Here is an 11,561-nt window from a genome sequence, read left to right on the forward strand (position 1 = left end):
CACGCGATCTACGCTGCGAGCATGCCGACCGTCGTTCCTCAGGACCTCGCCGACGCCCGCTCCCGGGCCCTCGCGGAGGCGCTGCGCACGCGCGTCGTCGTCGCGGACGGCGCGATGGGCACGATGATCCAGGCGCAGGACCCGACGCTCGAGGACTACGAGGGCCTCGAGGGCTGCAACGAGATCCTCAACGTCTCGCGACCCGACATCATCGCCGCGGTGCACGACGCGTACCTCGAGGTCGGGGTGGACGCGATCGAGACGAACACGTTCGGCGCCAACTGGTCCAACCTGTCGGACTACGACATCGACGACCGGATCCGCGAGCTCGCCGCGGCCGGGGCGCGGATCGCGCGCGAGCGCGCGGACGCCCACGCGACCGCCGACCAGCCGCGCTGGGTGCTCGGCTCGATGGGTCCGGGGACCAAGCTGCCGAGCCTCGGGCACACGACGTACGCGCACCTGCGCGACACGTTCGCCGAGCAGGCCGCAGGCCTCCTGGAGGGCGGGGCCGACGCGATCCTCGTCGAGACGAGCCAGGACCTGCTCCAGGCGAAGGCCGCGGTGACGGGCTCGCGGAACGCGATGCGCGACGTCGGGCGCGAGGTGCCCGTGATCGTCCAGGTGACGGTCGAGACCACGGGCACGATGCTCATGGGTTCCGAGATCGGGGCCGCGCTGACCACGCTCCAGGCGCTCGGCGTCGACGCGATCGGGCTCAACTGCGCGACCGGCCCGGCCGAGATGAGCGAGCACCTGCGGCACCTGTCGCGGCACGCGGAGATCCCCGTGACGTGCATGCCCAACGCCGGGCTGCCGGTGCTCGGCCCGAACGGGGCGACGTACCCGCTGACGCCCGACGAGCTCGCCGCGGCGCACACCCAGTTCGTCACCGAGTTCGGCCTGGGCCTCGTGGGCGGCTGCTGCGGCACGACGCCCGAGCACCTGCGCCGCGTCGTCGAGGCGGTGCGCGCGCGGCCGGTCGTCGAGCGCCACCCGGAGCGCGAGAACGGCGTCGCGAGCCTGTACTCGCACACGGACCTGCACCAGGACGCGTCGTTCCTCGCGATCGGCGAGCGCACGAACGCCAACGGGTCGAAGGCGTTCCGCGAGGCGATGCTCGCGGAGAACTGGGACGAGTGCGTCGAGATCGCGCGCGCCCAGACGCGCGACGGCGCGCACCTGCTCGACGTGTGCATCGACTACGTGGGGCGCGACGGCGTCGCGGACGTGAAGCAGGTCGTCTCGCGCCTCGCGAGCGCGTCGACGCTCCCGCTCGTCATCGACTCGACGGAGCCCGAGGTCATCGCGGCGGGCCTCGAGCTCGTGGGCGGGCGCGCCGTCGTGAACTCGGTGAACTTCGAGGACGGCGACGGGCCGACGTCGCGGTTCGCGCGGATCATGCCGCACGTCGTCGAGCACGGGGCGGCCGTCGTCGCGCTGACGATCGACGAGGAGGGCCAGGCGCGCACCGCGTCGGGCAAGGTGGAGATCGCCACGCGGCTCGTCGAGACGCTCACGCGCGACTGGGGCATGCGGGTCGACGACATCATCGTCGACGCCCTGACGTTCCCCATCGCCACGGGCCAGGAGGAGACGCGGCGCGACGCGATCGAGACGATCGAGGCGATCCGCGAGATCACGCGCCGCTACCCCGGCATCCACACGACGCTCGGGGTGTCGAACGTGTCGTTCGGCCTCAACCCCGCCGCGCGCACCGTGCTCAACTCGGTCTTCCTCCACGAGGCGGTCGAGGCCGGGCTGGACTCTGCGATCGTGCACGCCGCGAAGATCCTGCCGCTCGCGCAGATCCCCGCCGAGCAGCGCGAGGCCGCGCTCGACCTCGTGTGGGACCGGCGGCGGTACGACGACGAGGGGAACCTCGTGCACGACCCGCTCGCCCGGCTGCTCGAGCTGTTCGACGGCGTGGACTCGGCGGCGCTCAAGGACCAGCGCGCGGCGGAGCTCGCGGCGCTGCCCGTCGGCGAGCGGCTGGAGCGGCGGATCGTCGACGGCGCGCGCAAGGGTCTCGAGGAGGACCTCGACGCGGCGATGGCGTCCGGGATCAAGGCGCTCGAGATCGTCAACGACCACCTGCTCGAGGGCATGAAGGTCGTGGGCGACCTGTTCGGCCGCGGCGAGATGCAGCTCCCGTTCGTGCTGCAGTCCGCCGAGGTCATGAAGACGGCGGTCGCCTACCTCGAGCCGCACATGGAGAAGATCGAGGGCTCGAGCGGGTCCAAGGGCACGATCGTGCTCGCGACCGTGCGCGGCGACGTGCACGACATCGGCAAGAACCTCGTCGACATCATCCTCACCAACAACGGCTACACGGTCGTCAACATCGGCATCAAGCAGCCGATCTCCGCGATGATCGAGGCCGCCGAGGAGCACGACGCCGACGTCATCGGCATGTCCGGGCTGCTCGTGAAGTCCACCGTCGTGATGAAGGAGAACCTCGCGGAGCTCACGTCGCGCGGGCTCGCCGGCCGCTGGCCGGTCCTGCTCGGTGGCGCGGCGCTCACCCGCACGTACGTCGAGGACGACCTCGCGGGCCAGTTCCCGGGCGTCGTCCGGTACGCGCGCGACGCGTTCGAAGGCCTGCGCCTCATGGAGCCGCTCGTGCGCGTCGCGCGCGGCGAGTCGCCCGACGCCGTCGGGCTGCCCGCGCTGAAGAAGCGCCGCCACGCCGTGGTCACCGTGACCGAGACACCCGTCGAGGACCTGCCCGCGCGGTCCGACGTCGCGGCCGACAACCCGGTGCCCGCTGCCCCGTTCTGGGGCACGCGCCTCGTCAAGGGCGTCCAGCTCGCGGAGTACGCAGCGTTCCTCGACGAGCGCGCGACGTTCATGGGCCAGTGGGGGCTCAAGCCCGGCCGGGGTGACGACGGAGTGTCGTACGAGGAGCTCGTCGAGACCGAGGGGCGCCCGCGCCTCAACGCCTGGTACGAGCGGATCCGCACCGAGGGCGTCGTCGACCCGTCGGTCGTGTACGGGTACTTCCCGGTGTGGTCGGAGGGCGACGACGTGGTCGTCGCGCACCACGGCGCCGGGCTCGCGGGGATCGGCGCGCCCGACGGCGGGTCGGGCGGCGAGCCCGGGACCGAGCGGCTGCGCTTCACGTTCCCGCGCCAGCGCCGCGACCGGCACCTGTGCCTCGCCGACTTCGTCAAGCCGCGGTCCTGGGTCGAGGAGACGGGCCGGTACGACGTGCTGCCCGTCCAGCTCGTCACCATGGGCGCGAGCGTCGACCAGCACACCGCGAAGCTGTTCGCGGGGAACCACTACCGCGAGTACATGGAGCTCCACGGCCTGTCGGTGCAGCTCACCGAGGCGCTCGCCGAGATGTGGCACTCGCGCGTGCGCGCCGAGCTCGGGTTCGCCGACGAGGACCCCACCGAGGTCGAGGGCATGTTCAAGCTCGAGTACCGCGGCGCCCGCTTCTCGCTCGGGTACCCCGCCTGCCCGGACATGGAGGACCGCACCAAGGTCGTCGAGCTCCTGCGGCCCGAGCGTGTGGGTGTCGAGCTCTCCGCGGAGCTCCAGCTCCACCCCGAGCAGTCGACAGATTGTTTTGTGTTTCATCACCCCGAGGCCAAGTACTTCAGCGTCTGACGATCGCCAGCCGCGGGGCGTCCTCCCGGGGCGAGCGGGGAGCAGCCTCAGGACCACCTCCACGTGCCCGTGACCTGCTCGATGAGCTCGTCGCCGTTGTCGTAGGGGGTGACGATCGCGATCACGAAGAACTGGACCTCGTCCGTGCCCGACGCGAACCGCTCGGGTGCGAAGGCGGTGATGAAGGCCTTCGTCCGCGTCTCCTCGAAGCTCCCCTCGACCCGGGTGATGTTCGCCGGTACGCCGTCGAGGGTGGTCGCCTCGTGCAGGCTGAGGATGCTGCCGTTCTCCGCGAAGTACGAGTCCGCGAGGAGGTCGACCGCTCCCCCGAGATCGGTCCCGACCCCCCACGCCTCGGACGTCGCGACCCGCACCGGTTCGACCGATACCTGCCCGTAGACCGCCCCGACGCCCGTGGGCACCACCGCCCCGTCGACGACCTCGCCCCAGAGCTCGAGGGCACCGTGGCAGTGTTCCTCCTGGTCCGAGGAGACGTTGTTCACGAACGCCTCCGGGCCCTCGTAGGACCAGCAGGGCGTCCGCACCGGCTGGCCCGAGACGATCGCGTACTCGGCCCCGGAGGGGGTCGCCGGCTCGCCCTCGCTCTGGGGCGTCACCGCCGCCGCAGGGGTCGCGCCGTCGTCGGTCTCGACGAAGGGCAGCGCGCAGCCGGGAACGACCGTGAGGACGACGGCGACCCCGAGTCCCGAGAGCACGCGACCGACGGTGGCTCTCCGACGCGTGGCGAGGCGAGTACGGGAACGGTGCCCCGTGCGAGGGACCGCGGTCGTTCGCTCGTGCTGGCACGTGCGCTCATGCTGGTCGAGCATGATGATCCTCCTGGTCGTGGGCTCCTGGACCGGACGGTAGACGCCGCGACGGCGAGGGCACCCGTTATCCACAGGCCAGGATCCGCAGGATCTTGGGACGCCACGCTGTGACTCGGCTGATCGACCGCTCCGCGGACGAGAGAGCACCCGGGGCCGACGCCGCCGGCGGACGGGTACAGCGGATACCGCCCGGCCGCGCGCTTCCCCCTTCGCGCAACGGGTCGTGCCTCGGTCATTGACAGGGCCGTCTCATCTATCGACAATCGATAGATGAGACCTCCCCTCGTCGCGTGCACACGAGCGCTCCTCGTCCTCGTGGTCCTCGGCACCGCGCTGTCGATGTTCCTCGCCCCCCTCCTCGCGGCCGAGGTCGGGGCGCAGTACCCGGAGGTCCGCAGCCTCGTGGTCCCGTACTCCGTGCTGGCCGTGCTGGCGCTGCTCGCGGTCGAGGTCGCCCTCGTGGCGGTGTGGCGCCTGCTCGGCCTCGCCGCCCGCGACGAGGTGTTCGACCCGCGCGCGCTGCGCTCGGTCACCGTGGTGATCGGGTGCGTGGTCACGGTCGCGATCCTCGCCGCGACGGTGTTCGGTCACCTGACGTTCGGGGCGCAGCTCGGCGGGCCGCTCGTGCTCCTCGGCCTCCTCGGCTCGCTCGTGGGCGGGGGCGCGCTGGCCCTGCTCGTCGTGGTGCTGCGCGCGCTGCTCCGCGCCGCGACCGCCGACCGCCGCGAGCTGGCCGCGGTGATCTAGGTGCCGATCGTCATCGACCTCGACGTCCTCCTGGCGCGGAGGCAGATGTCCGTCGGCGACTTCGCCGCCGCGGTCGGCATCACGCCGGCGAACGTCGCCGTCCTGAAGAACGGGCGCGCGAAGGCCGTGCGCTTCTCGACGCTGGACGCCGTCTGCCGCGTCCTCGGGTGCCAGCCCGGAGACGTCCTGCGGTGGGTCCCGGACGAGCCCGACGACGCAGGACCGCCCGCCACCTGACCCGCCCGGCCGCCGCGTCGATGAGTTCGGCGACCGGACGACGTCTTACCCGTGACCGAGACCACGACGCCGCGGGAGCCGAGCCATGGGAAGCATCGAGATCGAGCTGTTCACGACCCTCGACCTCGTCGGGCAGGCGCCCGGCGGGCCGGAGGAGGACTCGGAGGGCGGGTTCGCGTTCGGCGGGTGGCAGGCGCCGCTGCTCGACGACGTCGCGGGCGAGCAGATCGCCGCGGCGTACGAGGGCACGGACGCGCTGCTGCTCGGACGCCGCACGTACGACATCTTCGCGTCGTACTGGCCGTTCCAGGAGGGCGGGCAGGACGACGACTTCGCGGCTCTGTTCAACCGCATCCCCAAGTACGTGGCGTCGCGCGGCACGCCGGACCTGCCGTGGGCCGGGTCGACGCTGCTCGGCCCGGACCTGCCCGCCGCGGTGCGCGAGGTGCGCGACCGGCACGAGCACGTCAAGGTCGTGGGCAGCCTCGACCTGGTGCAGACGCTGCTGACCGAGAGGCTGTTCGACCGCCTCGACCTGTGGGTGCACCCCATCGTGCTCGGCGCGGGCAAGACCGTGTTCGACGGCGGCGCCGTCCCCACCAACCTCACCCTCCTCGAGCCTCCCGCACCGAGCCCGACGGGCACGGTCCTGCTGCGCTACGGCCTCGCGGACGGCACGCCGGGCACGGGCGACATGAGCGAGCCGGGGCGCGGCGTCGGGCAGGACGCCTGACGCCCTGCTCGGCGCCGGACCTCACCGGCACCCCGGACGACCCACCGACCCCAGCACCTCAGGAGGCACCCGTGGCGATCCAGCGCCTCGACAACGTGGCCGTCGTCGTCGACGACCTCGACGCGGCCGTCGCGTTCTTCGCCGAGCTCGGGATGGAGCTCGAGAACCGGATGACGATCGAGGGGCGGTGGGCGGAGCGCGTCGTCGGGCTCGACGACCTCCGCTCGGAGATCGCGATGATGCGCGTCCCCGGCGGCCCCGGGCGGCTGGAGCTCACGCGGTACCACGCGCCGGCGCCGCTCGACCTGGGGCTCGGCACCGCCCCGCCGAACGTGCTCGGCCTGCACCGGGTGATGTTCGCCGTGGACGACCTCGACGACACGGTCGAGCGCCTCGCCCGCCACGGCGGGGCGGTGCTGCGTGAGGTCGTACGCTTCGAGGACGCGTACCGCCTCTGCTACCTGCGGGGGCCCGGCGGCATCATCGTCGGGCTCGCGGAAGAGCTCGGGTGAGCCGCGGGCGCCGCTAGGAGGCGGTGGCCGCCTCGCCGCGCAGGATCGACGACATCTTCTTGCCGCGCGCGACCTCGTCGACGAGCTTGTCGAGGTAGCGCACCTTCTGCATGAGCGGGTCCTCGATGTCCTCGACGCGGACGCCGCAGATCACCCCGGTGATGAGCGAGGCGTTCGGGTTCCACGCAGGCGCCCGGTCGAAGAACTCCTCGAGCGTGATCTCGTCGGCGATCGCCTGCGCGAGGCCGGCGTCGTCGTAGCCGGTGAGCCAGCCGACGACCTGGTCGAGCTCGTCCTTCGTGCGCCCCTTGCGCTCCACCTTGGTCACGTAGAGCGGGTAGAGGCTCGCGAAGCTCATGCCGAAGATCCGGTGTCCCGCCATGGGTGTCCTCCTCCTGCCCCGGCCGAGCCCGTCGCGGGCTCAGCCCGTGCGGCGCCCGGTACCAACCACGCTACCGCGCGGCGGGGACGGCGCGGGCGCCGACCATCCCGTGCGACGCCTCGAGCCGGTCCACGAGCAGCGTCCCGGCCGCGACCAGCGGCACGAGCACGAGGTTGCCGAGCAGCATGGTGCGCAGGAACGGCAGACCCGCGACGTAGCTCGCGACGAGCCCGTCCGCTCCCGCCGGGTACCAGCCGCCGCGGCCCTGCAGCCAGACGCCGAAGTTCGTCCACGCGAAGAACCACAGCGAGCCCGCGACGCCGAACGCCGCGCCCGCGCCGACGCGGCGCCACCCGGTCGTGTTCCGCGCGAGCAGCGAGCCCAGCCCGACGACGAGCCACGCGCTCCACGTGAACAGCGCGATCGCCGTGTTGCCGAGCACGACGTCGGACACGACCGTCACCGCGAGCGGCACGACGAACGCCCACCGCGAGCGCAGCAGGATCGTCGCCGCGAACGTCGCCGCGGTGACGAGCTCGAGGTTCGGGGGTGCGCCGAGGTCGGCGCGCACGAGCCGCCACACGACGGCGAGCGCCGCGAGCGTGACGACGAGCGCCGGCCGCCACCAGCGCAGCGCCGTGCTCTCCGAGCGCGTCACGAGGTGAACGTCTCGAGCTTCCACGTGATCTCGTCCCCGTCCTTCGTCTCGAGCGAGCCTGCACCCACGGTAGCCATCTCGCCGTTCACGTACAGGGCCCAGAACTCGCTGTCCGGGTCGGCGGCGACGCCGTCGATCGCCGTGACGAACGCGTTCTCGCCCTCACCGGTCACCTGGGCGGACGGGTCCGCCTCGAGGAGCAGGTCGAGGGCCGTCGCGCCCTCGCGCCCCTCGTAGGAGAGCTCGGGCGCGTCCTCGTCGTCGCCGGACTCGTCGCCGGGCGCCTCGTCCGTCGCGTCGTCGGCCGGGGCGCTCGACTCCTCGCCCGCGGTCGCCGTGGAGGTCGACGTGGTGTCGGCGGCGGGCTCGTCGGCGGACGAGCACCCGGCCAGCAGGCCCGCGGTGAGCAGGACGGCGGTCAGGGCGGTGAGCGGGCGCGCGGACGTGGCGCGGAGCGTTCGGAGGGTCACGTCGCCAGCGTACGGAGCGCCGCCCGGCTCGCGCCGGGTCGCCCGCCTGTCGGACGACGGCCCCTCACCCGATCTCCTCGCCCGCGACGGCCCTGGCCGCCAGCCGCTCCTCCTCGCTGACCTCCCACACCTCGTACGCGGAGTGGCCCGCGAGGAGGATGATCCCGCACCCCAGCACGAGGTCCGGCCAGCCGGACCCGGTCCACGCGGTCACGAGCCCCATCGCGATGACGGCGACGTTGACGAGCACGTCGTTGCGGGCCGACAGGAACGCGGCCCGGCTCAGCGACCCGCCGTGATGGCGGACGCGGACGAGGAGCCACGCGCACACCCCGTTGACCACGACCGCGCCGAGCGAGGCGAGGACGATCGGCAGCACCTCGGGTGCGGGCGGGTCGCCGAACCGGCGCACGACCTCCCACGCCGCGAACAGCGCGGGGACGAGGATGAGCAGCGCCAGCGCCTTGCCCAGGACCGCGCGCCGCGCGAGCGGGAAACCCAGCGCGACGGCGATGAGCAGGTTGATCGCGGTGTCCTCGAGGAAGTCCACGCTGTCGGCGAGCAGCGACACCGAACCCGCCGCGAGCGCGACGGTGAGCTCGACGACGAAGTACGCGAGGTTGAGCCCCGCGACCAGCAGGACGGTGCGCCGCAGCAGCCCGACCAGGTCGGGGTCGCCCGCCCGTCGCGCGTCCTGCCCGGCGGACATCGTCAGACGTCGATGCGGGCGTGGTCCAGCTCGGCCGCGCCGGCGACGATGAACTCCTTGCGCGGCGCGACGTCGCTGCCCATGAGCAGCTCGAACACGCGCTCCGCCGCCTCGGCGTGCTCGGCCGTGACGCGACGCAGGGTGCGGTGGCGCGGGTCCATCGTCGTCTCGGCGAGCTGATCGGCGTCCATCTCCCCCAGGCCCTTGTACCGCTGGATGTCGTCCTTGTAGCGGCGGCCGGCCTTGTCGAGCTTCTTGAGCGTCGCGGCGAGCTCGGCCTCGGAGTACGTGTATATGTACTCGTTCTTGCGGCGCCCGGCGCCGATGACCTCGATGCGGTGCAGCGGCGGCACGGCAGCGAAGACGCGGCCCGCCTCGACGAGCGGCTTCATGTACCGGTAGAAGAGCGTGAGCAGCAGGGTGCGGATGTGGGCGCCGTCGACGTCGGCGTCCGTCATGAGCACGATCTTGCCGTAGCGCGCGGCCTCGAGGTCGAACGACCGCCCCGACCCGGCGCCGAGCACCTGGATGATCGCGGTGCACTCGGCGTTGCGCAGCATGTCGCTCACGGACGCCTTCTGCACGTTGAGGATCTTGCCGCGGATGGGCAGCAGCGCCTGGAAGTCGGAGCTGCGCGCGAGGCGCGCGGTGCCGAGCGCGCTGTCGCCCTCGACGATGAACAGCTCGCTGCGCTCGACGTCGTCGCTGCGGCAGTCGACGAGCTTGGCCGGCAGGGACGACGTCTCGAGCGCGTTCTTGCGCCGCGAGATCTCCTTCTGCTTGCGCGCGGTGATGCGCGCGCGCATCTCGGCGACGACCTTGTCGAGCAGCAGCGCGGCCTGCGTCTTCTCGTCGCGCTTGGTGGAGGTGAGGAGGGCGTTCAGCTCCTTCTCGACGACGCGCGCCACGATGCCGCGCACCGGCGCCGTGCCGAGGACCTCCTTCGTCTGGCCCTCGAACTGCGGCTCGGCGAGGCGCACGGTGACGACGGCCGTCAGGCCGGCGAGCACGTCGTCCTTCTCGATGCGCTCGGACGCGTCCTTCGTCGACACCTTGAGGCGGCGCGCGTTCGTCTCGACCGCCTTGCGCAGCACCTTGAGCAGACCCTGCTCGAAGCCGCCGAGGTGGGAACCGCCCTTGGGCGTGGCGATGATGTTGACGAAGCTGCGGACCTCGGTCTCGTAGCCGGTGCCCCAGCGCAGCGCGACGTCGACCTCGCAGTCGCGCTGCACCGCCTGCGGGGTCATGTGACCCCGGTCGTCGAGCACCGGGACGGTCTCCGTGAACGAGCCCGAGCCCGTGAGGCGCCACGTCGCGGTGACGGGGGTGTCCGGCGCGAGGAAGTCGACGAAGTCGACCGACCCGCCCGTGTGCACGAACGTCTCCTCGTGCGGCCCGGACTCCCCCGGCGTCCCCGGCACGCCGCGCTCGTCGCGCACCGTGATCTCGAGACCGGGGACGAGGAACGTCGTCTGGCGCACGCGCGTGACGAGCTCGTCGTAGGAGAAGACGGCCGTCTTGAGGAAGATCTGGCGGTCCGCCCAGTAGCGGACGCGCGTGCCGGTGACGCCGCGCTTCGTCTTCCCGACGACCGCGAGCTCGGACCCGGACACGAACGGCTCGAACGGGGCGTCCGGCGTCGGGCCCGTCTTCGGGTCGCTGAACACGCCCGGCTCGCCGCGGTGGAAGGTCATGCGGTGCGTCTTGCCGCCGCGGTCGACCTCGACGTCGAGACGCGAGGACAGCGCGTTGACGACGGACGCGCCGACACCGTGCAGACCACCCGACGCGGTGTACGACCCGCCGCCGAACTTGCCGCCCGCGTGCAGCTTGGTGAAGACGACCTCGACGCCGGACAGGCCCGTCTTCGGCTCGATGTCGACGGGGATGCCGCGGCCGTCGTCCTCGACCGTCACGGAGGTGTCGGCGTGCAGCACGACCCGGATCTTCGAGCAGTTGCCCGCGAGCGCCTCGTCGACCGAGTTGTCGATGATCTCCCAGAGGCAGTGCATGAGACCGCGCGAGTCGGTCGTGCCGATGTACATGCCCGGGCGCTTGCGCACGGCCTCGAGGCCCTCGAGCACGGACAGGTGCCGAGCGGTGTAGCTGGACTCAGCGGAGGTGGTCGTCACGGCGGCAAGCCTAGACGAGGGCGCCCACAGCGCGGTGCTGCCCCGCCGCGCTGCCGCGGACGCCGCGCGATCGGGCGGGATGCGGCGGGATGCGTGAGATGCCGGCGGGAGACGACGGCGCCGGGTGAGCGCGCTTCGCGGGTAGCGAACCCGGCCCTCCCCCGGGACGAAACCTCAGGAGGGGATGGTTTGATGTTCATGTGACTGCTACGACGACCACCACCGAACCGCTGACCGCGGCCGACCGCTGCGACCGCTGCGGGGCCCAGGCGTACGTCCGTGTGGTCCTGCCGAGCGGCGAGCTGCTGTTCTGCGGCCACCACGCGCGGGCGCACGCGGATGCCTACACCGACCTCGCGACGTCCATCCAGGACGAGACCGACAAGCTGCTCGCGGAGCACGGCGCGCGCTGACGCGCCGGTCCGCCGAGCACCGTCCCGCGCCAGGAGCGCACGACCGCGGGGACCGGCTCCACCGCCCGGTCCCCCGCGACGACCACCTCAGAGACAGACCTCAGACACGACGAAGGCCCCGAG

The 11,561-nt window shown here is 72.3% G+C and carries 12 protein-coding genes; 6 read left to right on the forward strand and 6 right to left on the reverse strand.

Annotation, left to right across the window (positions count from 1 at the left end):
- Positions 1-21: 21 nt before the first annotated feature.
- Positions 22-3,615 (forward strand): methionine synthase, encoded by a 3,594-nt coding sequence (metH, locus tag RSE42_RS11125; RefSeq protein WP_415296234.1) that lies wholly within the window; start codon positions 22-24, stop codon positions 3,613-3,615.
- A gap of 47 nt (positions 3,616-3,662) precedes the next feature.
- Here metH and RSE42_RS11130 read toward each other — a convergent pair whose 3' ends face one another.
- Positions 3,663-4,331 (reverse strand): hypothetical protein, encoded by a 669-nt coding sequence (locus tag RSE42_RS11130; RefSeq protein ID WP_415296236.1) that lies wholly within the window; start codon positions 4,329-4,331, stop codon positions 3,663-3,665.
- Positions 4,332-4,715: 384 nt separating this feature from the next.
- Here RSE42_RS11130 and RSE42_RS11135 point away from each other — a divergent pair, with 384 nt between their 5' ends.
- From RSE42_RS11135 to RSE42_RS11150, 4 genes are all read left to right on the forward strand, one after another.
- Positions 4,716-5,192, forward strand: coding sequence for a DUF2975 domain-containing protein (locus RSE42_RS11135; RefSeq protein ID WP_081599868.1), 477 nt, complete (start codon positions 4,716-4,718; stop codon positions 5,190-5,192).
- Positions 5,193-5,429 (forward strand): helix-turn-helix domain-containing protein, encoded by a 237-nt coding sequence (locus RSE42_RS11140; RefSeq protein WP_034655601.1) that lies wholly within the window; start codon positions 5,193-5,195, stop codon positions 5,427-5,429.
- Between the two features lie 85 nt (positions 5,430-5,514).
- Positions 5,515-6,162: a dihydrofolate reductase family protein gene (locus RSE42_RS11145; RefSeq protein WP_415296238.1), complete on the forward strand. Its 648-nt coding sequence runs from the start codon at positions 5,515-5,517 to the stop codon at positions 6,160-6,162.
- A 71-nt stretch (positions 6,163-6,233) separates the two neighbouring features.
- On the forward strand, positions 6,234-6,674 hold the full coding sequence (locus RSE42_RS11150) for a VOC family protein (RefSeq protein WP_363374678.1): 441 nt from the start codon (positions 6,234-6,236) through the stop codon (positions 6,672-6,674).
- A 13-nt stretch (positions 6,675-6,687) separates the two neighbouring features.
- On the opposite strand, the gene RSE42_RS11155 is transcribed toward RSE42_RS11150, so the two are convergent.
- The 5 genes from RSE42_RS11155 to RSE42_RS11175 form a co-directional block, all read right to left on the reverse strand.
- A complete protein-coding gene (locus RSE42_RS11155) occupies positions 6,688-7,056 on the reverse strand; it encodes a DUF2200 domain-containing protein (RefSeq protein ID WP_363374675.1) in 369 nt (122 codons plus the stop codon).
- Positions 7,057-7,126: 70 nt separating this feature from the next.
- Positions 7,127-7,714 carry a DUF6580 family putative transport protein gene (locus RSE42_RS11160; protein WP_171468013.1) on the reverse strand — a complete coding sequence of 196 codons (588 nt, stop codon included), beginning with the start codon at positions 7,712-7,714 and terminating at the stop codon, positions 7,127-7,129.
- Positions 7,711-8,184 carry a DUF4430 domain-containing protein gene (locus RSE42_RS11165; protein ID WP_171468014.1) on the reverse strand — a complete coding sequence of 158 codons (474 nt, stop codon included), beginning with the start codon at positions 8,182-8,184 and terminating at the stop codon, positions 7,711-7,713. The genes RSE42_RS11160 and RSE42_RS11165 overlap by 4 nt, the downstream gene beginning before the upstream one ends.
- 64 nt (positions 8,185-8,248) lie before the next feature.
- The gene (locus RSE42_RS11170; protein ID WP_415296240.1) at positions 8,249-8,893 is read right to left on the reverse strand and encodes a cation transporter; all 645 of its coding nucleotides are present in this window, start codon (positions 8,891-8,893) and stop codon (positions 8,249-8,251) included.
- Between the two features lie 2 nt (positions 8,894-8,895).
- Positions 8,896-11,025 carry a DNA gyrase/topoisomerase IV subunit B gene (locus RSE42_RS11175; RefSeq protein ID WP_031315183.1) on the reverse strand — a complete coding sequence of 710 codons (2,130 nt, stop codon included), beginning with the start codon at positions 11,023-11,025 and terminating at the stop codon, positions 8,896-8,898.
- A gap of 200 nt (positions 11,026-11,225) precedes the next feature.
- Between RSE42_RS11175 and RSE42_RS11180 the strand changes: the two genes are divergently transcribed.
- Positions 11,226-11,438, forward strand: a complete 213-nt coding sequence (locus tag RSE42_RS11180) for a hypothetical protein (protein WP_021479923.1) — start codon at positions 11,226-11,228, stop codon at positions 11,436-11,438.
- Positions 11,439-11,561: the final 123 nt, after the last annotated feature.

This window comes from Cellulosimicrobium sp. SJTW-1 (assembly GCF_047716875.1).
In the GTDB taxonomy this organism is placed as follows: domain Bacteria; phylum Actinomycetota; class Actinomycetes; order Actinomycetales; family Cellulomonadaceae; genus Cellulosimicrobium; species Cellulosimicrobium funkei.